The organism is Nocardia sp. CDC519 (assembly GCF_059509835.1).
On sequence record NZ_CM183377.1, the window covers coordinates 4,662,845 to 4,684,938 of the forward strand.

Genomic DNA, 22,094 nt, shown 5'->3' on the forward strand with positions numbered 1-22,094 from the left:
CCGTGGATCCGTGCTGCCCAGACGCGGCCGGATCGACACCTGACACGATCAAGGAACCGATTTCGCATGCCTGACCGACGCCTTTCCACCATTCCCCGCCGCTCGCTGCGCGAGGGTTTCGCCTTCGCCGTAGCCGCGGCCGGAATCGTCGCCGTCGCCGCATCCTCCGCGGTCTCGGTCGCCGATGACAGCGTTCCGGAGCGCATCGCGATGGTCTCCGAGCAGCAGCCGGCACAGGCCGAGCCGGTCGCCGACAAGCCTGCCGATCAGCCCGTCGCCGAGGCCATTCCCGCCCCGGCTCCCGCCCCCGCGCCTGCGCCCGCCCCTGAGCCGATTCCCGCTCCCGCTCCCGCCCCCGCGCCGCCGGTCTACCCGGACAACCTCGACGGCTGGATCCGCCAGGCGCTCGACATCATGGCGGCCAAGGGCATCCCCGGCTCCTACGACGGCATCATGCGCAACATCATGCGCGAATCCACCGGTAACCCGCAGGCGATCAACCTGTGGGACTCCAACGCCGCTGCGGGCATCCCGTCCAAGGGCCTGCTCCAGGTGATCGACCCCACCTTCGCCGCCTACCACGTCGAAGGCACCCCGTTCGACATCTGGAACCCGGTGTCCAACATCGTGGCCGCCTGCAACTACGCGGCGCACCGCTACGGCTCGATGGACAACGTCAACAGCGCGTACTGACCCGAATCCGGCGTCTACCGGCCCGACGTACACTGCGCCATGGCCGATTACGCCCACTCCGACGCAGCGGCCAGGAGCCGCGCCGAGAAGGCGCGGCGCCTGGCCGGATTCATCTGGGAACGCGGTATCACCGGCACCGAATTACTGGCGATGCCCGCAGCGCTCCGGCGCAAACTGGCCCGCGCCGCACAGACCAATCCGCCCAGCACCGGCGAGACCTGGGAATCGGTAGCGCGGTTGCTCGACGAGAAAGACGCCTGGGCCGCGCGCAATCCGGACCATCCGGCCGCCGCCCGCGCACATCTGGACGAGAAACTGCTCTGGGTCAAACCGCCGATCACGCCCTGGTCGTGAGCTCAGACGGCTTCGGCCTCGCCGTCCACCGCAGGTTCCGCGCCCCCTCGTTCGGATCGCTCGACGACCCGTTCCGACAACGTCCGCAGCGCGCGCGCCTCCGCCTCGGTGATGCCGTCGATGAACATCTCCCGCACGAGCGCCACATGGCGCGGCGCGGCGCGCTCGAGCAACGCACGCCCCTGCGGCGTCAACCGGATCAGCACACCACGGGCGTCCCCGGCCACCGGCTCACGATCGACCAGCCCACGCGCGGCCATGCGCGCCAGATGCTTGGACAGCCTGCTCTTCTCCCAGCACACGCGTGCCGCCAGCTCCTTGGCGCGCAGACAGCCGTCCGGCGCCGCCGAGAGCGGGACCAGCAGCTCGTAATCGGGCATCGAGAGCCCGTCGGCCGCCAAGCCCGCGGTGATCGCCGCGTCCATCCGCTGACGCAGCAGGATGTAGGCCTGCCAGGTGGCCTGTTCCTCGTCGCTCAGCCATCGCACCACCCCACGATGCTAGCCACAGATGGTTGACATAGACACCAACCGCGGCCGCGAGGGGCTCACCACCAGCCGGTGGTCGCGCCGATCTGGCGTTCCAGCTCCGGGGCGATGGTGCGGACGTAGCTGGCCGTCATGTGGTGCTCGTCGTGATAGACGAGCACATTCCCGATGACCACCCGGCACACCTCGGGACCGCACACCGCATCGCTCAGATCGAGCAGGTGGACGTTCGGGAACGCGGCGGCGGGCTCGACGGCGGGGTTCACCGGTGAGAGCGCCTCACTGCGCGCGATACCGCAGCTCTCGGCGTTACCGCCGGCGGCAAGGCAATCGACCGCGCGGTACCGGGTGCCCTTCTCATTACGCAACCACGGCGTGTCACGGATGGCGAGCACATTCAACTGTCGCTCGGCCATCGCCGACCACACCTCGACGAACTCGTCCGGCGTGCGATCCCCGCCGATCGGCCACTGCGGTTCGGTCGCGGTGGTGAACACCCAATCCGGGCGCTCGGCGCCGAGCCGGTCGATCACCGCGCGCGACCAATCGCGGCAGTCCGGGATATCGAGGCCCCGATACTTGGCGTCCTCGCGGATATTGAGCGGGCAGCCCATCTTGAGCAGCACGACCACCTTCACCCCGTGCGCGTGCCCCAGCGCGTCCAGCGCGGGCAGCCAATGTTCGGCATGGGAGTTGCCGACGACGGCCATGGTGCGCGTTCCGGCCGGATCACCGTAGGTGCAGGTGGTGATCTCGGTGGTGAACCAGTCCGAGATACAGCCGTCGATGGTGGAGGCGGGCACATCGCCCGGCGCTTCCAGGACCGAGGGCCGCACCCGGGCGGGCGGGACCGTGGCGCCGGCCAGCAGGGCCTCAGCACCCGGATACACCACCGGATCGAGCGCGCCGATCGGCCGTGCCGGATTGGTGATCAGCACGCCCTGCCAGAACCCCGAGACCCCGAGCACCAGCGCGGCGACGACGGTGACCGCGACCGCGGCACCGCGGCGCAACCACACCGGCGAGGTGATCGCAGCGCCCGAACGCAGCCGCAGCGGTTCCTCGATCAACCGATTCGTCAGCACCGCGAGCACCAGCGACAAACCGATGATCAGCACCCCGGCTCCCAGGGTGACCTCGGTGGTGTCGGCGCGGATCAAGTAGTAGATGAGCAGCGGCCAGTGCCACAGGTACAGGGCATAGGCCACGGCTCCGAGCTCGACCATCGGGCGGGTGGCCAGCAACCGGGACACCGCTGGCGTCCAGCCCGCTTCGGTGCGCACACCCGCGAGGATCAACGCGACCGCCGCACCCACCGGGAACAGGGCAGCGGGCCCGGGGAACTGGCGCGCACCGTCGAAGAGGATTCCGCAGGTCAGCACTGCCAGCAGGCCCGCCGCCGCGAGCACCGACAACCCCGCCTTCGCCCCCCACCGCGCCGGCATCCGCAGAAACGGCACGACCACCGCGAGCAGGGCGCCGACCAGCAGCTCCCAGGCCCGGGCGCCGCTGTCGTAGTAGATCCATTCCTGATACGTGGTCGAACGCAGCGCCGCATAGATGAACGAGGCGATACCGAGCACCACCGCAAGCGCCGCTACCGCCGGACGGATCGCTTCGCGGCGCCCGGCCCGACGGCACCCCCACGCCACCGCGGCCAGCAACAGGGTGATCGCGATATAGAACTGCCCCTGCACCGCCATCGACCACAGATGCTGCAGCGGGCTCACCGACGGATCGGCCGCCAGATAGTCGGCGGCGGCATTGGCCAGGTACCAGTTCTGGTAATACAGCGCCGAGGCCACCGTCTGGCCCGACATATCCGCCCACTGGGTGTAGGGATGCTCGGCCACCGTCATTACCACGACCAGCGCGAGCACCACGAACAGCGCGGGCAGCAGGCGGCGGGCGGTCCGGCGGAAGGTCTGCCACAGGCCGATCCCGCCGTCGGCCTCGGCGCGGCGCAGCAGCATGCCGGTGAAGAAGAAGCCCGACAGCACCAGGAAGACGTCGACGCCGCCGGAGACCTTGCCGAACCAGACGTGGAACGCGACCACCAGAGCGATCGCCACCCCGCGCAGGCCGTCCAGATCCAGGCGGTAGTCGGCCGGTTTCGCGGCCTCCGGCACCGAATCGGCGGCCGCCGTAGCGACCGCCGAGCCCTCGCTGATCCGCACCAACTGCTCTCTCCCGGTTTAGCTCAATCGCCCGCACACCGGGCGCGCGATGATCGCGCGCGGCGGTAGGCATACAACGGACACAGCTGAATCCCTATCACAACCGGCCGTTTCACCGGAATTCACCGAACACCCCCGCGCGCGTGTCCCGCCCCTGGTCCGCGCCGCGGATCCCCCGCTCGCCACCGGCATCCGGGAGTCATCCGGTTGACAAGTGCGTGGGTCGTCACAACAGTGGATGCGGCGTTCGGACTCAGAGCGCCAATTCCACCGCAGCAGAACATAGAGGAATACATGAACGTTCGCCGGCTCACCGTCAGCGTCGCCGCCGCGGGACTGACCCTCCTCGCGGCCCCCACCGCGCTGGCCGTCCCCGCCCCCTCCGGTTCCGCAGGCACCGGTTCGTCCGCCGTCGACACCGGTTCGGCAGCCACCGGCTCGGCCGGAACCTCGCAGACCGGCTCGGCCGGTGGCGCCTTCGCCAACTGCGAGGACGTCAAGGCCGCGGGCCGGGCGCCGATCTTCCGTGGCGAACCCGGTTTCGGCCCGCACCTGGATCCGGATGGTGACGGATTCGCGTGCCCGACGGTCTGACACTCTCCACACAGACGAACACCCGGTGCGGCTGCTGCCGACCGGGTGTTCGTCTGTTCGCGGGCCCCGCGCTCAGCGGAAGATCTTGACCAGCACCAGTCCGGCGAGCAGCACCCCGGCACCGATGAGGGTGTACTTCACCTTGGGCTCGTTGACCTTGGCCACCACCAGCTGCTTGGTGTCGTCGGCGATCCGCTGCGGATCGGCCCGCACCGCGATCTCGTCCAGCGTGCTGGCCAGTCGCGTCCGCGCGGCCTCGATCTCCTGCTCGATCCGCTCGGTATCCCTTGCCACTTGGCGCCTCCTGTAGACAATTGCCGGGTTCGCGGGCTCCCGGGCCCGGCCGTCGTGCGCGGGCCGGTCCAGGGCTCGCCGACGAGTGTATCCGCGCTCGCTGTCGGCGCCTTCGGTTACGGTTCGGTGATGACCGACAACCGTCTCTCCCCCGGCGATCCCGCCCCCGATTTCACCCTGCCCGACGCCGACGGCAAGGACGTCTCCCTCGCCGACTACCGCGGCCGCAAGGTGATCGTGTACTTCTACCCGGCCGCGAGCACCCCCGGCTGCACCAAGCAGGCCTGCGATTTCCGCGACAACCTCGGCGAGCTGTCCGGTGCCGGCATCGATGTCATCGGCATCTCCCCCGACAAGCCGGCCAAGCTGGCGAAGTTCCGCGACAACGAGGGCCTGAACTTCCCGCTGCTGTCGGATCCCGAACGCAGTGTGCTCACCGCATGGGGCGCCTTCGGCGAGAAGACGATGTACGGCAAGAAGGTCACCGGCGTGATCCGCTCGACCTTCCTCGTCGACGAGGAAGGCAAGATCGAGGTGGCCCAGTACAACGTGCGCGCCACCGGCCATGTGGCGAAGCTGCGCCGCGATCTGTCGGTGTGAGGTGAGCTGTCGGTGTGATCAGCTGCCGTAGGCGTTGACGAAGCATTCGTAGCCGTCGAGCAGCCGCTCCATGCCGAACTCGAAATCGCCTTGCTCCCAATCGATGTCGTCGTCGTCGAAGGCGCGGTTGCTCAGCGCGGACAGCAGCGCCGGGAACTGCTGCGGATCGAGTAGCTGCCGCAGCGGTTCGGTGAAGTCGGCCTCGGACTCGAGGCTCGGGGCGATATCGCGGGCCGCGCGGCGGCGCCCGATCACATACAGCGACAGGTTCATCACGAGCTGGAGCTTGACCGCGTCGGGCACCGGCACCTCGCGCAAGGTGCCGAGTCCGGCCTCGAGCCAGGCCATATTGTTCGGGCCGAGCGGCGGTGAGCCGCCGAACGAAATGTCCAGCGCCCAGGGATGCCTGCCCAGCACCTCGTATTCGCTGCGCGCCCACTGCGCCAGGCCGGCGCGCCAGGAGGTGCCGGGCTCGATCTCCGGCGGCAGCCCGATGACGTGATCGAGCATCATCTCCATCAGGGTCGCCTTGCTGTCCACATAGCGGTACAGCGACATCGCCGTGAACCCGAGTTCGCGGGCGACGCGGTTCATCGACAGCGCCGCGAATCCCTCGGCATCACCGATCGCGATGGCGGCCTCGATGATCTGCTCGAGGCTGAGCCCGCGTTTGGGGCCGCGACCGCCCGGCTGTTCGAGCCCCCACATCAGCGCTACCGCCTTCGGTAGCTCGCCGGTACCGGACGTCATCGTCTGCCATCCTCCTTTGCTCGCGTCGACTCTATCCGTGTCCGCGACCGCCTTCCCTTGCGCCCATAAACTGTTTACTCTATAAACGCAGTATAGGTTATAAACAGTTTTGGATCGGAGATCCTGATGAGTTCCTCTCGCCCACCCGCGCTCACCCTCGCCCACTTGGGCAAGTCATTCGGAGAGCGCGTGGTGCTCGACGGCATCGACCTGAACATCGCTGCCGGAACAGTTTTCTCGCTGCTCGGACCCAACGGTGCGGGCAAGACGACGATGGTGCGCATCCTCGCCACGCTGAGCACGCCGGACCAGGGCCGGGCCCTGGTGTTCGGCCACGACGTCGTCGACGAGCCCGCGATCGTGCGCAGGCTCATCGGCGTCACCGGCCAGTACTCGGCCGTGGACGAGGTGCTGACCGGGGTGGAGAACCTGCACCTCACCGGCAAACTGCTGCACCTGGGCCGTGCCGAAACACGCCGCCGCACCGCCGAATTGCTCGAGCGGTTCGATCTGACCGAGGCCGCGAGCCGTCGGGCGGGCACCTACTCCGGCGGTATGCGCCGCCGCCTCGATCTGGCCATGAGCCTGATGAGCAGACCACGCATCCTGTTCCTCGATGAACCGACCACCGGTCTCGACCCGCGCAGCCGGCGCGATCTGTGGCAGGTGATCCAGGAGCTGGCCAACGACGGCACCACGGTCTTCCTGACCACGCAATACCTAGAGGAAGCCAACCAGCTCGCCGACCGGGTGGCCGTGCTCGACGGTGGCAAGCTGGTCGCCGACGGGACGCCCGAGGAACTCAAGCAGCTGGCCCCCGGCGGCCACATCAGGCTGCGCTTCGCCGACAGTGCTCTGCTGTCGGCCGCCGCCCGGGCGATCGATACACGAGTGGTGCCCGCGGGCGATCGCGTCCTCGCCGATACCGAGCAACTCACCTTGCAGGTGCCCTCCGACGGCAATGCCGGCGATGTGAAGCGGCTGTTGAACCGCTTCGACGAGCTCGATATCGCCGTCGACCAGCTGACCGTGCACCTGCCGGATCTCGACGACGTGTTCTTCGCCCTGACCGGCCACCCCACCTCCGCCGACACCGCAGCCTGACACCGCACCCCGAAACGAGATGACGATGACCACCCTGTCCCCCGCCGCGCGCACCGCGCGCGCCGCCGTCGATTCCGGCACCATGCTGGACCGCAATATCCGCCACACCCTGCGCAGTCCCGACACCATGATCATGACGATCGCGCTGCCGGTGATGATCCTGCTGATGTTCGTCTACGTCTTCGGTGGCGCGATGGATGTGGGTCCGGGCGCCTACATCGACTACGTGGTCCCCGGGATCATCTTGCTGTGCGCCGGTTTCGGCGCCGCGATGACGGCGCCGGCGCTGGCCACCGATATGCACAACGGCATCATCGACCGGTTCCGCACGATGGACATCGCCCGGTCGGCGGTGCTCACCGGGCATGTCGCCGAGAGCGTGATCCGCAATCTGATCACCACGGGCATCGTTATCGGTGTCGCGGTGGCGCTGGGCTTCCGGCCCACCACCGATCCGCTGCGCTGGCTGGGCGCCATCGCGGTGATCGCGATGTTCGTCCTCGCCCTGTCCTGGGTCGCGGCGGCGCTCGGCTTGCTGGCCCGCAACCCCGAGGCCGCCAATGGTTTCACCTTCGTGTTCATGTTCCTGCCGTACGTGAGCAGCGCTTTCGTGCCGACCGAGTCGATGCCGACCTGGCTGCATCCGTTCGCCGAACATCAGCCGGTGACGCCGGTGATCGAGACGATGCGTGGGCTGCTCATGGGCACCCCGATCGGCGATAGCGCGGTGCTGGCGATCGGCTGGTGCGCGGCGATCGCGCTGGCCGGCTATCTCGCGGCGCGCGTGCTGTTGCGGCGCCGCACCATGAACTGATCCACCCGGCCGCCGATCAGCTCGGCAGCACCTGCTCGGCGGCCCACTGGGCCAGCATGCGCACATGCTCGGTCCACCAGGCGTAGGACTCGGCGGTGAAGGCAGGCGGTGGCGGCGACTCGCCGGGAAACAGGAAACCGTGCGGTTCGCCGACCTTCACCTGCGGCGCCGGCACCACCGAATTGCGGCTCGGATCCCACGCGGCGGGCGCGGTTTCCGGTTCCGCTGGCACCAGCGGGATGCCCCGATCGACGCCGGGCCACGAATTCCGGTGGCCGGCAGCGTACTGCGGGCGCGGAGTGGTGTGCAGACTCTCGGTTTCCGGGACCGACGTCGCCGAACCCGGCTGGAATCCCATGGGTTCCGGCGCACGGGCCGGTGCGTGCGGCGGGTGCGCCCCGGTGCCGGGGCGGCCGGATTCGCTGCTGTCGGCGTCGACGGTATGCGAGTTCGCCGCTGACATCGCGTCGGTGGCGGAGGGCCCGGAGTGCCGGCTCTGCTGGGCCAGCAGATACACCCCGCCGCCGGCGAGGCCACTGGCCAGCACACCGGCGGCGGCCACCAGCGCGACCCCGCCACCGCGCTGGCGGCGCACCTGTTCGATCGGAACCACCGTGTCGATCAGATCGTCCATGGCGAACAGCGCGGCGCCGATGGCGGGCGCGGAAGCGGCGATCATGGACGGGAGCACGGGCGCACCGAATCCGGCGACGGCACCGGTGACGGCGGGCTGGTCGGCGCTCGAACCGATCAGCACCACCGCGTCGGGGCGGACCTCGGCGGCATCGAGCTGATCGCGGGCCACCGTAACCGCCGACCGCATGGTCTCCATGGTGACCGCGGCACCCGAATGGCCGGTGGCCGCCAGTACCCGGCTGCGGCCGGGATCGACAAGGGTGAAGGCCTGATAGCCGGGCACCACCTCGCAGATCAGCACGTTGTCGAATTCGTTGAGCCAGGTCATCGCCCCCGCGACGCTAAGATGCGCCGACTTGGTGGATACCAGCGAGGCGCTGCGCCACGGCCCCGAGGCCAGCCTGGTGACGATCGCGCGACGCTCGGCGGCGTCCCGGTAGGCCACCGCCACCCCGTCGATCTCACCGGTGGCGCCGATCTCGGCCGCGATCCGGTCCAGCGCGCGTGCCACCGTCTCGGCCAGCTCGGCCTTCCCGTCACCCTCGGTGGTGGCCACCCGGTGCAGCAGCACCCGTTCGGACAATTTCGCACCCTCCGCGCCGAGGGCCACCGCGTGTACCGCACCACGTTCGGTGGACACGCCGAGAGTGATCACGGATCGAGCCTGTTCGGACCAAGCTACCACAGTTCACGCCTTCCCTGTGCCGCTACCGGCTCACGGACGCATCGAAACCCATGAGCCTGGAGAGATTTCCCTGCATTTCCCCTGGATCCCTGCCCTGAACGCCCGCCGAAGGCACGTGCCCTTGGTATGTGTTCGATACCACGGCCGATGCGGATGGGTGGTGATAAATGACAGTTTCAGGTACCGGGAGTAGCGGCCGTGTGCCGCGGACCGCGCGCTACCGCTAGCCTGGACGTGTGGAAACGCGCACGGAGACCAGGTCGAAACGACGCCTGGACCCTGCGTTGGATCTCCAGGACGATCCGCAGGAGCTGATGCCGCGCAAGCGGCCCACCCAGGAACGCAGCAAACGCAAGTTCGACGCGCTGTTGCAGGCCTCGCGCGAACTGCTGGTCGAGGTCGGGTTCGAATCGTTCACCTGCGAAGAGGTGGCGGCGCGGGCCGAGGTGCCGATCGGCACGCTGTATCAGTTCTTCGCCAACAAGTACGTCATCGTCTGCGAGTTGAATCGGCAAGACCTGGTCGCGGTTTCCCAGGAGCTGGCCGACTTCCACGGCGAGGTGCCGTCACTGGACTGGTTGCGCCATATGAACCAGTTCGTCGATCACATGGCCAGGCTGTGGATGACCGACCCGTCGCGGCGCGAGGTGTGGCTGGCGATGCAGTCCACGCCGTCCACCCGGGCCACCGGCGCGATCCACGAGAAGGAGTTCGCCGAGGTCGTCTCGCAGATGCTGCGCCCGCTGACCCCGCGCACGCCGCGAGCCCGGCGCACGATGATGGCCGAGGTCCTGGTGCACGTGGTGTATTCGATGCTGAATTTCTCGGTGCAGGACGAGCAGAGCCACGCCGACGCCGTCGCCGAACTCAAGCGGCTGATGGTGGCCTATCTGCTGGTCGCCGAGAAGGAATCGCGCACGGCCAGCAAGACCTGAGCCCGGCGACCGCGCACCAGCGTCGTCGATCGCCTCGTAGCGATCAGCTCTCGGGCACCCGGCCCTCGATCAGGTCGGCCAGTTCACCCGGATCCTCCAGCACCACCATCGCCGCGGCGGTATCGCCGTCATGGGTCAGCGACAGGTGCACCCGCGCCCGGGGCAGGAATTCCGCGGCCAGGCCGTGCAGCTTGATGCTCGGCCTGCCCCAGGCGTCGTTGACCACCTCGATCAGCGGATACGGGTTGTCCCCGATCTGCGGGCGGCGCGCGAAGCGAGACGATGCCCAGGCTTTGAGCACCGCCTCCTTCGCCGCCCATCGCGCCGCGTAGCTGCGGGCCGGGTCGGTGCCTTTGCTCTGGCAGTAGCGCCGCTCACCGGCGGTGAAGCTCTCCCTGAGCATGGTCGTCCCGGACCGTTGCAGCTGTTCGGCGAACTCGGAGATGGTTACCAGGTCCAAGCCGATTCCGAGGATGGTCACAGTGGCGCAGCCTACGGCGTGGCGCGCCCCGCGGTGCCGGAACCGTCGACGAGTTGCCCGGTCTCACAACCACGTCCACCGATCCGGTACACACCGTCCGCGCCGAGCCTGGCCTCACCCGAGAGCAGCACGCCCGCTTCGAGCCCGCGCACCTGCGTCGCGGGAGTGCCGTCGCCGCCGAGCCGACGGTCGGCCGGCCGCTCGTAGAGCGGGGCGCCACCGCACATGGCCTCCACGAAGCGCTGACGTCCGGCGAGCTGACGCTGCTGTGCCCGGCGCTGGTAGTCCTCGCGCTGGTCCGGGTCGATCGCCTGGATGAACGCCTCCGGATGCACCACCGCGAGCAGCCCGGACACGTGCCCGAAGCCGAGCGAGGTCACCAGACCCGCCTTCAGCGGGAAACGCTCGCCGAAGCGCAGCGCCTCGCGCACCCACACCAGGTGCGGGTATTCGCGCATCTTCTCGTCGACGCAGTCCAGGCTCCGGTTCGGCGGCACCACACCGTTTTCCAGCACCTGGCACAGGCCGATCAGCTGGAACGCGGCCGCGCCGCCCTTGGCGTGCCCGGTCAGGCTCTTCTGCGAGATGACGAACAGCGGTGCGCCGTCGGAGCGGCCGATCGCCTCGGCGAGGCGTTCGTGCAGTTCCGATTCGTTCGGATCGTTGGCCGCGGTGGAGGTGTCGTGCTTGGAGATCACCGCGATGTCGTCCGCGCCGACGCCGAGCTTGCGCAGTTCGGCGGCGAACCGGGATTCCCGCCCGCCCCGGCCCGCGCCGAGCGCACCGAGTCCCGGCGCCGGGATGGAGGTGTGCACGCCGTCGGCGAAGGACTGCGCGTAGGCCACCACGCCGAGCACCGGAAGGCCGAGTTCGACCGCGATGTCGCCGCGCGCCAGCAGCACCGTGCCACCGCCCTGCGATTCCACGAAGCCGCCGCGGCGGCGGTCGTTGGCGCGGGAGAAGTAGCGGTCGCTGATGCCCTTGGCGCTCATGGCCGCCGAATCCGCGGTGGCCGACATGTCGCCGAAGCCGACGATGCCCTCGATACCGAGATCGTCGAAGCCGCCGGCCACGACCACCTCGGCCTTACCGAGCTTGATCTTGTCGACGCCTTCCTCCACCGACACCGCCGCGGTCGCGCACGCCGCCACCGGGTGCACCATCGCGCCATAGCTGCCGACGTAGGACTGCACCACATGTGCCAGCGCCACGTTCGGCAGCGCCTCTTGCAGGATGTCGTTCGGGCGCGGCTCGCCGAGCAGGTTGTCGACGTAGAGCGAGCGCATCGAGGACATGCCACCCATGCCGGTGCCCTGGGTGTTGGCCACCAGGCTCGGGTGCACCCAGCTCATCAGCTCGGCCGGGCTGAACCCGGAGCCGACGAACGCATCGACGGTGCAGGCGATGTTCCACAGCGCCACCCGGTCCACCGAGGACGCCATATCGGCGGAGATGCCCCAGACGGTCGGATCCCAGCCGGTGGGGATCTGGCCGCCGACGGTGCGCGAGAGCTTGGCCTTGCGCGGCACCCGGATCTCGGTGCCCGCCTTGCGGGTCACCGTCCAGTCGCCCGATTCGGCGACGGGGGTGATCACCGTGTGCTCGGGGTCGGCGGCGTGGAAGGCTCGGGCCTCGGCCTCGCTGCCGACGGTGAACGACAGGTCCTGATCGAGGAACACCGAGGTCATCAGCGGGCTGGTGTTGTCGATCATGGCGCCGTCGTCTTCGTAGCGGCGGATGCCGCAGCGCTCGACCACGGCGTCGTGATACTTCTCGGCCAGCTCGGATTCGGGCACGTAGTCACCGGTTTCGGTGTCGTACCAGCCGGGCTTGGGCTCGTTCTCCCAGGTCACCATGCCGGTGGTCCAGGCCAGCTCCAGCACGCCCGCCGCCGACAGCTCGTCGGAGACCTCCATCTCGAAGCGGGTGCGCGCGGAACCGTACGGTCCGAGCTCACCGGCGCCGACGATCACGACCATATCGGTGAGATCAGCCGTCACCTGTCCCCATTCGGGCACCGGAAGCGCGGAGGTCAGCGTCGGCGGTGCGGGCAGCGCCGGAATCAGCTGCGCCTGCTCGGCTTCCGCGTCGTCCGCGACGGCCTGCTCGGCTTCCGCGGCCTGCTTGGCCAGCGCGGGCAGGTCGAGCTTGGCGCGGGCGAGACCGCCGGTCAGGTCGATCTGCTGCGGACCGTCCGCGGTGACCGCGCGCGCCCGGGACGTGGCCCATTTGAGCAGCTCGTCGGCCATCTCGGCGGTAGACCAGGTCTGCACGCCCGCCTTCTCGACCGCCTCGACCATCGGGTCGTTGTGGCCCATCAGGCCGGTGCCGCGGACCCAGCCGATCAGCGCGTGCACCAGGGTGACCCGGCTCGACCACGACTTCTCCGCCCGCCACTTGGCGACCACCGCGTCCAGCGCGGCCTTGGCCTCGCCATAGGCGCCGTCGCCGCCGAACAGACCGCGGTTGGGCGAACCCGGAAGCACCACATGCAGTTTCGCGTCCACATCGTGGTCGGCGCCGAGCTTGGACAGCCCGCCGATCAACCGCTCCACCGACCACAGCAGCACCCGCATCTCCATTTCGGCGCGGGCGCCGGCATCGGAGAGATCGCCCGCCACGCGCGGGGCCGCGAACGGGAACAGCAGCGTCGGGGTGAGCGCGTCCTTCACCTTGATCTTGGCGCCGCCCGCGGTCTGCACCTGCTCGGTGCCGACCCATTCGATCAGCGCGTCGATATCGGTGTAGGAGGCCATGTTCGCAGGCACCACCCACAGGGCGGCGCCGTTGCGGGCGTTGGCGCGGTAGAGCTCGCGGTAGAAGGCGAGCCGGTTGTCGTCCAGGCCGGAGGTGGTGACCACGACCGTCGCGCCGCCACCGAGCAGGCGCCCGGTGACCGCGGCGGCGATGGAGCCCTTGCTCGCACCGGTGACCACGGCGACGTCGGCCGACCACAGGCCCGGCTCCTCCGTGCTCAGCGCGGCCGTCGCGATCCGCTCGTAGTGGCCGGCCAGCACCGAACGCGCTTCGTGCATGGCGCGCTGACGCCACCACTTCGCCTGGGCGGCAACGGCTTCCCCGGCGCCGGCGAAACCGTCCACCGGCTGCTTGGCGGTCTCGGAGTCCTCGGCCAGCCACAGCCGGGCCAGATCCTCGCGCGCGGTGGCCCAGCGGTCGTCGATCAGCACCGCCTTGCGGGCATCGAACGCGGGGGCGACCAGGCGCGGCCAATCCGAACCCAGCTCGGCCGACACCAGATCGACAAGGCCGTCCTCGGTGGCCTCCGGCGCGGAGATCTCCTCGCTGAGGCCGAGCTGCTCGAGCACCAGGCGCGCGGCCGAGGCCAGCACGCCGTCGCGGCCGGTGATCTGCTCGGTGAACTCGCCGAGCGCGGCGGCGTCCACCGTCGCGCCGCCGCCACCGCCGGTCGCGGGAAGCGCCACCGAGATGCCGCGGCGCGCGGCGACGGCCTGCACGGCGGCGTCGATGGCGGCGTCCACCGAGGCGGCGTCGGACAGCGCACCGGAGACCAATCCGCCGAGATCGCCGCCGCGCACGCTGGCGCCCTCGCGGGTGCCGAGCGAGACCTCGGCGGTGACGTGGCTGGCCCAGCCGTCACCGAGTTCCCAGACCTTCTTGACCCGCTCGGCGATGGCCGCCGGCCGCTTACCGGAGGGGCCGAACACCTTGCGCAGGTGATCGCCGATGGCGTCCGACAGCACCGAGCCGAACGGCTTGTAGGTGCGGGCGAGCCGGTCGACGGTGGCCGACAGTGCGCCCATATCGGCGTCCGCGGCACCGTCGATGGCACCGAGCGAGAGCTCAGCGCCGAGGTCGACCAGCAGCTGGTTGCGCCGGGAGGACACGCCGTCGCACAGGCCTTCGATGGTGTCGACCGGACCGATCTGGTCGATGCGCAGCTTGGTCCACAGTGCGATCAGCACGCGGGTGGCGTCGGCGGCGGTGAAGGCGATGTCGTCCGGGCGCGGTCCGCCCGAGGCGGCCGGTGCGGCGGCCGGAGCCGGAGCCGCAGCGGGTGCCGGTGCGGCGGAGGCGGTTTCGGCCGGTGCCTCTTCGGGCTCGTCGACCGGTGCGGGATCGGTGTCGGTGGAGTACACGATGCCGGCCTCGCGCTCGATATTGAGCACCTCGACGGTGGTGGTACCGAAGGCCGGCAGCTTCAGGGTCTGGCTCGCCAGGTTCGCCACCGTCGGCGTCGCGCCGAGGCCGATCTCCACGAACCGCTCCACTCCGAGTCCGCCGTGCGCGGTATCGGTGAACAGCAGGTCCTGGGTCTCGATCCAGCGCACCGGGCTGGCGAACTGCCAGGCCAGCAGCTCGATCAGCACCACGCGGCACAGTTCGGTCGGCCGCTGCGACCAGGAGTCGAAGTCGGCCAGCACCGCGGCCAGCGGCTCCGAGGGCACCAGATCGGCGATCTCGGCGATGAATTCGCGCTCCAGCGAGAACGGCTTGGGCACCAGGTTCGGGATGTAGCGCCCGACCAGCACCTCCGGATGCAGGTTCTCCGGCAGCAGCTGTTCGAGCTTGTGCCGGAACTCGGGCACACCCTCGCGCAGCACCGTGGAGTGGAACGGGACGTCGATGCCAGGCACCAGGATGAACGCGCGCTTGCCGCCGAATTCGGCGCGGCGACGGTCGATTTCGGCCTCGAGGTGCTCGAGCCCGGCCACCGTGCCCGCGATCGCGTACTGCGAGCCACGCAGGTTCAGGTTGACGACCTCGAGGAACTCACCCGTCTGCTCGGACATACCCGAGACGAACCCGACGACCTCGTCGTCCGGCAGCCCGAACTGCGAGGGCCGGATCGCGGCCATCCGGTAATCGCTGCGGCCCTTGGCATCACGCGGCACCAGCTCGTGCATGGCCGAACCGCGCTGGAACACCACCTCGAGCACGGCCTCCAGCGGCAGCACTCCGGCCACCGCGGCGAGCGCGTTGTACTCACCGACCGAATGCCCGGCCAGGTAGGCGCCCTCGACGAAGGCGCCGGCCTCACGCAGCTCGGCCACCTGCGCCACCCCGAGGGTGGCCATCGCGACCTGGGTGAACTGGGTCAGGTGCAGCACGCCGTCGGGGTGCCGGTGCTCGACGCCGCGTGCCTTCAGGTAGGTCGGGTTGTCCCGCACCACGGCCAGGATGGAGAAGCCGAGCGCGGCGCGGGTGTGCTTGTCGGCCCGATCCCAGATCTCCTTGGCGGCCTTGGACCGCGAGCGCGCGTCCAGGCCCATGCCCTTGCGCTGGATGCCCTGACCCGGGAAGGCGTAGACGGTCTTGGGGGCGGCGGTGCGGCCGGTCGCCGTCATCACCAGGTCGCCGCCGGTGCGGCAGGACACCTCGACGATCTCGCTGCCCTGATCCACCGCGACGCGTTCGACGCGCACGTCGATCTCCGCGCCGGGGCGAACCATGCCCAGGAACCGGGTGGTCCAGGCGGTCAGCGTGCGTGCGGGCACCGAACTCTGCGGATCGACTGCCGACACCGCGTGCTGGGCGGCGGCCGACAGCCACATCCCGTGCACGATCGGGCTGCCGAGTCCGGCCAGTTTGGCGGCGGCGTCGCTGGTGTGGATGGGGTTGTGATCGCCGGAGACGGCGGCGAACGCGGCCATGGTGCGCGGCGCGACGATGGTGACGTCACGGCGGCGGCGCCGTGGGGTGTCGGTGGCTTGTTCGGACAGCGTGCCCGCCGCGCGCGGCGGATCCGACAGCTCGCCGGAGCCGTTGCGGCCGCGGATGGCGAACCGCTCGGTCAGCTCGGCCAGCGGCACCACGTCGAGGCCCTGATCGCGCATCTCGCCGACGGTGACCCGCACCTCGACCACGCGACCCATATCGGTGTCGAGCACCGACGCCGATTCCGCGCGCACCACCAGAATGCTGGTGTCGCCTGGCAGTTCGCGCAGCAGCTCGATCTGGTGATCGAGGTGCACCAGGTCGAGCATGCCCTCGATCACCGAGTCCGCGGTATCGGTGCGGGTCGCGCCGAGCACCGCGAAGACCGCGGGCCAGCAGGCGCCGACCAGGACATCGGGCACGGTGCGGCCGAGCGTGCTGAGATCGGCCGGCAGCCCGGATCCGGTGACGCCGGCGTGGTCGGCGATGAGATCGGGGGTCCAGGCCAGGTTGACGTGGGCGACGCGGCCCTTCACCTCGGGCAGCGCCTGGCCCGCGGCGACCGCGAGCAGCGCGGACATGGCGGCGTCGGCGTCATCGGCGGTGACGACCGGCGCGCCGCCGTTGTACACCGAGACCGGCACGGTGATCCGGATGCGCACCACATTGCCCGCGTACAGCGGGACGGTGAGCTCGACGTAGCTGTTCTCGGCCACCGGACCGGTGGTCTCGACCAGCGTGGCGCCGGTCGGCGGGTGCACCGCGCCTTGTCCGTCGACGGTCCAGTCACCGAGATCGCCGAGCCGGTGTACCGGGTTGACGGTGCTGCGCCCGGACCATTCGACGTCCGGGGCGGCCAGCACCACGTCGATCGGGCCGGAGGTCACCGACGCGGTGCGGCGCGCGTCCACCGGGGCCGGGACGACGCCGGCGCGGACCAGCGAATACGCGGTGTCCTGTTCGAAGCGGTCGAGCAGTTCGCCCACCGGCTCGTCGACCCGGGTGATGCCCGCGACGGCCACCGTGCCGGGGATGATGCACACCTGATCGGCGGAGTAGCGCGGATCATGGGCCTGCCACAGCGAATCCGACCGCCACCAGCGCCGCACGTCGGCGTCGACGACGGGCACGAAGTTCACCGGCTTGCCGGGGGTCTTGCACAGCGAGATGAAGAACGGCACGTCGGCCGGGTGCAGCAGGGTCTCGGCGACGGCCGGGTACTGCTTGCGCAGCTCGCACAGGGCCGCGACCGGGCGCTCCAGATCCTCGTCGGTGAACAGCGTCGGGATCTCGCCGCGGTCGGCGGGGTTGAGCCGGGATTCGGTGCGGCGCAGCATTTCCGCGAAACGGTCGCGCCAGGTGATGTCCAGCCAGACCGAGCGGGTGGCGTCGAGGATGGCCTCGCCGAGGTCGCTGCCGCAGTCGAAGTCCTTGCGCCGGTCCAGGCCGACGGCGAGTTCGACGTAGCGCTCCAGCCATTCGGCGTAGGTCATGGTGGCCAGGTCGCCGAAGTACGGCTTGGCGGTGGCGTCGAGCGCGGCGATGATCTCCTCGCGGCGTGCGGCCACGGCCTCGGCGTCACCGGCGACCTCGTCGAGCAGGCGGCCGGTGCGTGAGGCGGCATTGTCGATCTCATGGATGTCGGCGCCGAGCTGGCTGCGGCCGGAGGCCATGCCGCCGCTGGCGGTGCCCGCGCCCACCCAGTCCGGGGTGCCGGGGGTGTCGACCAGCATCTGCTTGACCTCGGGGGCCGTGGTGGCCTCCAGGGTCGCCATGGCCGCGGTGCCGACGAGCACGCCGTCCAGCGGCATCACCGGGTAGCCGTGCGGGTGCGACCAGGTGCCGGTGAGGTATTCGGTGGCCCGCTCCGGGGTGCCGATGCCGCCGCCGACGCAGACCACCACGTTGTCCCGGGCACGCAGTTCGGCGTAGGTCTCGAGCAGCAGGTCGTCCAGGTCTTCCCAGGAGTGGTGCCCGCCCGCGCGACCGCCCTCGATGTGCATGATCACCGGGTAGCCGGGGATCTCGTCGGCGATCCGGAGCACCGCGCGGATCTGCGCCACGGTGCCCGGCTTGAACGCCACGTGGGTGATCCCGGCTTCGGTCAGTTCCTCGACCAGCGCGACGGCTTCCTCGAGCTCCGGGATGCCGGCGGTGACCACCACGCCGTCGAACGGAGCGCCCGCCGCGCGAGCCTTCTGCACCAGCCGCTTTCCACCGAGCTGGAGCTTCCACAGGTACGGATCCAGGAACAGCGAGTTGAACTGCACCGAGCGGCCCGGGTGCAGCAGCGTCTTCAGCTCGGCGACCCGGTCGGTGAAGATCTGCTCGGTGACCTGACCACCACCGGCCAGCTCGGCCCAGTGTCCGGCATTGGCGGCGGCGGCGACGATCTTGGCGTCCACCGTGGTCGGCGTCATGCCCGCGAGCAGGATCGGCGAACGGCCGGTCAACCGGGTGAACGCGGTCTCGACCACGATCCGGCCATTGGGCAGCCGCACCGGCTTCGGCGCGTACGCCGACCACGGCTGCGCCACCTCGGGAGCCGCGCCCGGAGTCAGCAGGCTGCGCTGGCCCGCGCGAGTCGCGACGGCGACGATGCCGACGCCGGTGCCCTTCAACGAACCGCCGGTCACCCGGGACAGCAGATCGCCGGGGCCGAGGTCCAGAATCCATTCCGCGCCATCGGCGACCACGGCGTCCACGGTCGCGACCCAGTCGATCGGGTCGACGAGGATCTCCTTGGCCAGCGAGCCGGCCAGTTCGGTGTCGAGACCGCACTGACCCGCCCAGCCGGCGACCAGGTCGACGGTGTCGGCCAGCGCCGGGTGGTGGAACGCGACGTCGACGTCGACGTCCTCGAAGACCGGCGCGAACACCGCACCGCCACGCACCTTCGCCTCGCGCTCGCGGGTCTGCTCGGCGTGGATCTGCTCGCACCGCAGCCGTACCCGCTCCAGCTGCGCCGGCGTGCCCGACAGCACCGCGCGCCTGCGACCGTTGCGGATCGAGACCACCGCGGCGGCCGCGGGATCCACGCCCTCGGACACCTCGGCCACGACCGCGCGCAGCTCATCGGGATCGACATTCGACACCGCCACCATCGGCGAACGCTGCCCCACCGGCATCAAGCCGCGCCGACGGGCCACCAGACCGGCTGCGGCGCCGATCAATTGGGCGATGGCGAGCAGTTCGGCGTCGCGGGCGCCGCCGGCTTCCACCGCCGAGGCCGCCAGCCTGCCCTGCGAATGCCCGACGATCGCGACCGGCGCGTGCTCGGCCGGGTCGAGCCCCTGCAACCGGAGCGCGCGCAGCGCGGCCAGCTGGCTCAGCATCACACCCGGCATCGACACCGTCGCCGAACGCAGTACCCGCTCCGACGGCGCCGCGGAGGTCTCGCCCTGATCGGCGTCGACCAGCTCGTCTTCCAGCATCCAGCCGATCGGGTCGAAGCCCATCGGCCGGACCACCAGCAACTGCGCGGCAACGGGCTCTAGCAGCGCCGCGGCCTCGTTCACCAGCGCGGTGAGCTCCGGTTCCAGCGCCGCGTCGCGGCCGATCTCCTCGAGCTCGCCCAGCCACCGGGCCCCCTGACCGCCGAACGCCAGCGCGTACGGCGCCCCGTTCAGCAGACGATCCAGCAAGGGCGATCGCGTTCCGTCGGCTTCGCCCCTACTCGTGTGTGCGCGAAATCCGGTCCCGGCCGTGGTGCTCTCGTTGATCGTCAAGACGCTTCGACTTCCTTCTCGTGGCGACGTGCCGTCCGGGGATGCCGCACGTCCTCGTGCGCGCACTCCTCACCCAACTGGCCCTGATAAGGCGAGGATCGCACAAAATCATGAGGGAACCCTCACGTTTGCTCCGCCGCCACCCGGCTACCGTTCAGTATTTCGGCACGGAAGTACCAGAACCTTCAGAAACATGACCCCTCCTCATGTTTGAACCCGCAGGTCCCCCCACTGTTTCCGTTGACGAAACATGAGTCCCCCTCATATTGCTCGTTATCCAATCGTTATAATCGCTGGTCGGGTTACTCACGAGTACGCCACACCCATCCAACGCTTCGCGATCCGCCCCGAGACCGGTAGAGTTTGCACGGTCGTACCATCAGCGCGAGTGGCGAAATTGGCAGACGCGCCAGATTTAGGTTCTGGTGTCCACGGACGTGGGGGTTCAAGTCCCCCCTCGCGCACCACAGGAATCCGGGCCGCACCCATCGGGCGGTCCGCACTCGTTTCAGGCTACGCAGATCCCGCAACGACCAGCGATGACACGTTCTCAGCGTTGGGAATCATGGGTGCGCCAGTCGACCGGTACACATCTGGCTACCGCTCTTCGAGCGGCCCGCGTGGCGACACCTCGGTGAATCCAGCCGTCGAGCGCTGGGAGCGATGCACCCCCACCGTCGCCGGATCCGCGACCGCGCCGCGAGGTATAGGCGGCAGGACTTCCCGGCCGACCCAGCCGTGCCGCTCGAAGCCATCCGCCGCGCCTGGTGCGCCCGCAGCGTGCGGGCTCCCGGCGGATACCTCGTCTCCCAGGCGAGCGGCCGGGGTGGGCTGCTGCGGCCGCACTCGGCCGATGAGCGTGGCCGGTCGGCAGGGCCTGGGCGACCGCAAGCGACCGGCTAGCGACCCGCGGCGAGTAACGCTGTGATCAGCGATCCGCGGTGCAGTGCAACAGAGTTGGCTTCGTCGGAGGCGTAGCTGGCGGTGGTGACGGTGAGCGAGTCCGGGTTGGGCCGGCCGAGGCAGTGCGGGGCGAGCCGGGTGAAGAACTCGCCGGGGGTGAACACCGCTTCCGGCGGATGGACGCCGGGCCGGTGCGGGCGCATCAAGGCGCCAACGGCCAGCGGGATTCCGGTCACTTCGGCCATCGTCAGCCCGGGTACCTGCCCCAGCGCGCAGGAGACCGTCGCCGGTTCGCCGTTCTTGTAGCCGCGGGCAAGGGCGAACAAGGGCGGCAGATCGGAATCGGCGAGCGCGCCGACCGAGCCCGAAGGCATCAGATTCTCGGCGACGGCCGCGATGGCGGCCGCGTGGGACCGTTGCAGGACCTTTCGGGTCACTCCCCTGCCCAGCAGATGCAGCACAGCGACCACGTGACGGGGCGCAAGCGCGACGTTGACGCTCTCGCGCAGATCGGGGTAGGTGCGGGCGAGCGTCACCGGCTCCGGATGCCCGAAGGTCCATCCCGCTGCCGCTCCGAGACCCGGGTAATCGATGACGGTCTTGTGCAGCGGCTTCTCCCACACCTGCCGGCCCGCACGGATCACCGGGATGGTGTTGCTGATCTGTTCGATCCCGTGGGTGATCGCGGCGCTGGGCCGCCAGGACCGCGTCTGCGGCTGCGCCATGGCCAGATTCCAGCCGGTCACCACCGATTCGGCCCGATCCAGGCCGTGGATACTCTGCACGGCAAGCAGATTCGCCAGCCCGGGGCTGGCGCCCACGCCGAGAACCGCGGTGATTCCGGCGGCCTCGGCCTCGGCGTTCATCTCCAGCATGGTCATGGTCGGCGCGGGGTCGTCGCAGACGTCGATGTAGTCGCGCCGCGCTTCGATGGCGGCGCGCAGCACGCCGGGACCGAACCGGAAGTAGGGCCCGACCGTGTTCACCACGATGTCGCAGTCGCGGATCGCGGCGACCAGACCAGGGTGGTCGGTGACGTCGATGGATCGCGCGGCACAGCGGTCACCCAGTTCGGCGGCCACCAGGCGGGCCCGCTCCTCCGACAGGTCCGCCACCACCAGCTGTTCGACCTCCGGCTCGGAGGCGAGGACTCGTGCCGCCGCCCGCCCGACTTCGCCCGCCCCGCCCAACACCATGACCCGCACCGGAAGCTCCCCTCAC

The 22,094-nt window shown here is 69.9% G+C and carries 15 protein-coding genes and 1 tRNA gene; 8 read left to right on the forward strand and 8 right to left on the reverse strand.

The features are described from left to right. Nucleotides 1-66 precede the first annotated feature (66 nt). Both AC5W7N_RS20890 and AC5W7N_RS20895 read left to right on the forward strand, forming a co-directional pair. Nucleotides 67-693 (forward strand): transglycosylase SLT domain-containing protein, encoded by a 627-nt coding sequence (locus tag AC5W7N_RS20890; RefSeq protein WP_195007222.1) that lies wholly within the window; start codon nucleotides 67-69, stop codon nucleotides 691-693. A gap of 39 nt (nucleotides 694-732) precedes the next feature. Continuing rightward, entirely contained in the window at nucleotides 733-1,047 is a 315-nt protein-coding gene (locus AC5W7N_RS20895; protein ID WP_195021434.1) for a hypothetical protein, read from the forward strand. A gap of 2 nt (nucleotides 1,048-1,049) precedes the next feature. On the opposite strand, the gene AC5W7N_RS20900 is transcribed toward AC5W7N_RS20895, so the two are convergent. Beyond that, nucleotides 1,050-1,538, reverse strand: coding sequence for a MarR family winged helix-turn-helix transcriptional regulator (locus AC5W7N_RS20900; protein WP_163816360.1), 489 nt, complete (start codon nucleotides 1,536-1,538; stop codon nucleotides 1,050-1,052). A 56-nt stretch (nucleotides 1,539-1,594) separates the two neighbouring features. Next, nucleotides 1,595-3,715, reverse strand: coding sequence for an acyltransferase family protein (locus AC5W7N_RS20905; RefSeq protein WP_195021435.1), 2,121 nt, complete (start codon nucleotides 3,713-3,715; stop codon nucleotides 1,595-1,597). Between the two features lie 291 nt (nucleotides 3,716-4,006). On the opposite strand from AC5W7N_RS20905, the gene AC5W7N_RS20910 reads away from it, so the two are divergent. Further along, nucleotides 4,007-4,306 (forward strand): excalibur calcium-binding domain-containing protein, encoded by a 300-nt coding sequence (locus AC5W7N_RS20910; RefSeq protein ID WP_014349542.1) that lies wholly within the window; start codon nucleotides 4,007-4,009, stop codon nucleotides 4,304-4,306. 72 nt (nucleotides 4,307-4,378) lie between these two features. Here AC5W7N_RS20910 and AC5W7N_RS20915 read toward each other — a convergent pair whose 3' ends face one another. After that, nucleotides 4,379-4,600 (reverse strand): DUF3618 domain-containing protein, encoded by a 222-nt coding sequence (locus tag AC5W7N_RS20915; protein ID WP_014349541.1) that lies wholly within the window; start codon nucleotides 4,598-4,600, stop codon nucleotides 4,379-4,381. Between the two features lie 129 nt (nucleotides 4,601-4,729). Here AC5W7N_RS20915 and bcp point away from each other — a divergent pair, with 129 nt between their 5' ends. Beyond that, nucleotides 4,730-5,200 (forward strand): thioredoxin-dependent thiol peroxidase, encoded by a 471-nt coding sequence (bcp, locus tag AC5W7N_RS20920; RefSeq protein ID WP_163816356.1) that lies wholly within the window; start codon nucleotides 4,730-4,732, stop codon nucleotides 5,198-5,200. 18 nt (nucleotides 5,201-5,218) lie between these two features. On the opposite strand, the gene AC5W7N_RS20925 is transcribed toward bcp, so the two are convergent. Then, complete coding sequence (locus AC5W7N_RS20925) at nucleotides 5,219-5,950, reverse strand: TetR/AcrR family transcriptional regulator (protein ID WP_194990396.1); 732 nt, start codon at nucleotides 5,948-5,950, stop codon at nucleotides 5,219-5,221. A 126-nt stretch (nucleotides 5,951-6,076) separates the two neighbouring features. Between AC5W7N_RS20925 and AC5W7N_RS20930 the strand changes: the two genes are divergently transcribed. Further along, on the forward strand, nucleotides 6,077-7,054 hold the full coding sequence (locus AC5W7N_RS20930; protein WP_194990397.1) for an ATP-binding cassette domain-containing protein: 978 nt from the start codon (nucleotides 6,077-6,079) through the stop codon (nucleotides 7,052-7,054). 25 nt (nucleotides 7,055-7,079) lie between these two features. Further along, nucleotides 7,080-7,868 carry an ABC transporter permease gene (locus tag AC5W7N_RS20935; protein ID WP_195021437.1) on the forward strand — a complete coding sequence of 263 codons (789 nt, stop codon included), beginning with the start codon at nucleotides 7,080-7,082 and terminating at the stop codon, nucleotides 7,866-7,868. Between the two features lie 16 nt (nucleotides 7,869-7,884). On the opposite strand, the gene AC5W7N_RS20940 is transcribed toward AC5W7N_RS20935, so the two are convergent. Next, on the reverse strand, nucleotides 7,885-9,159 hold the full coding sequence (locus AC5W7N_RS20940) for a DUF7159 family protein (RefSeq protein WP_195021438.1): 1,275 nt from the start codon (nucleotides 9,157-9,159) through the stop codon (nucleotides 7,885-7,887). 344 nt (nucleotides 9,160-9,503) lie between these two features. Here AC5W7N_RS20940 and AC5W7N_RS20945 point away from each other — a divergent pair, with 344 nt between their 5' ends. Continuing rightward, complete coding sequence (locus AC5W7N_RS20945) at nucleotides 9,504-10,124, forward strand: TetR/AcrR family transcriptional regulator (RefSeq protein WP_370012378.1); 621 nt, start codon at nucleotides 9,504-9,506, stop codon at nucleotides 10,122-10,124. A 43-nt stretch (nucleotides 10,125-10,167) separates the two neighbouring features. Here AC5W7N_RS20945 and acpS read toward each other — a convergent pair whose 3' ends face one another. Together acpS and AC5W7N_RS20955 are read right to left on the reverse strand one after the other, a co-directional pair. After that, entirely contained in the window at nucleotides 10,168-10,605 is a 438-nt protein-coding gene (gene acpS, locus AC5W7N_RS20950) for a holo-ACP synthase AcpS (RefSeq protein ID WP_014349534.1), read from the reverse strand. An 11-nt stretch (nucleotides 10,606-10,616) separates the two neighbouring features. Then, the gene (locus tag AC5W7N_RS20955; protein ID WP_195021439.1) at nucleotides 10,617-19,970 is read right to left on the reverse strand and encodes a type I polyketide synthase; all 9,354 of its coding nucleotides are present in this window, start codon (nucleotides 19,968-19,970) and stop codon (nucleotides 10,617-10,619) included. A 382-nt stretch (nucleotides 19,971-20,352) separates the two neighbouring features. On the opposite strand from AC5W7N_RS20955, the gene AC5W7N_RS20960 reads away from it, so the two are divergent. Continuing rightward, nucleotides 20,353-20,437, forward strand: a tRNA-Leu gene (locus tag AC5W7N_RS20960). A 432-nt stretch (nucleotides 20,438-20,869) separates the two neighbouring features. Here AC5W7N_RS20960 and AC5W7N_RS20965 read toward each other — a convergent pair. Beyond that, a complete protein-coding gene (locus AC5W7N_RS20965) occupies nucleotides 20,870-22,069 on the reverse strand; it encodes a saccharopine dehydrogenase family protein (protein ID WP_195021557.1) in 1,200 nt (399 codons plus the stop codon). Nucleotides 22,070-22,094 lie beyond the last annotated feature (25 nt).

Excerpts from the sequence above, each read along its gene's own strand:
- AC5W7N_RS20890 (WP_195007222.1), top strand. The coding sequence starts at position 67 with ATGCCTGACCGACGCCTTTCCACCATTCCCCGCCGCTCGCTGCGCGAG.
- AC5W7N_RS20895 (WP_195021434.1), top strand. The coding sequence starts at position 733 with ATGGCCGATTACGCCCACTCCGACGCAGCGGCCAGGAGCCGCGCCGAG.
- AC5W7N_RS20910 (WP_014349542.1), top strand. The coding sequence starts at position 4,007 with ATGAACGTTCGCCGGCTCACCGTCAGCGTCGCCGCCGCGGGACTGACC.
- bcp (WP_163816356.1), top strand. The coding sequence starts at position 4,730 with ATGACCGACAACCGTCTCTCCCCCGGCGATCCCGCCCCCGATTTCACC.
- AC5W7N_RS20925 (WP_194990396.1), bottom strand. The coding sequence starts at position 5,950 with ATGACGTCCGGTACCGGCGAGCTACCGAAGGCGGTAGCGCTGATGTGG.
- AC5W7N_RS20930 (WP_194990397.1), top strand. The coding sequence starts at position 6,077 with ATGAGTTCCTCTCGCCCACCCGCGCTCACCCTCGCCCACTTGGGCAAG.
- AC5W7N_RS20935 (WP_195021437.1), top strand. The coding sequence starts at position 7,080 with ATGACCACCCTGTCCCCCGCCGCGCGCACCGCGCGCGCCGCCGTCGAT.
- AC5W7N_RS20945 (WP_370012378.1), top strand. The coding sequence starts at position 9,504 with ATGCCGCGCAAGCGGCCCACCCAGGAACGCAGCAAACGCAAGTTCGAC.
- AC5W7N_RS20965 (WP_195021557.1), bottom strand. The coding sequence starts at position 22,069 with ATGGTGTTGGGCGGGGCGGGCGAAGTCGGGCGGGCGGCGGCACGAGTC.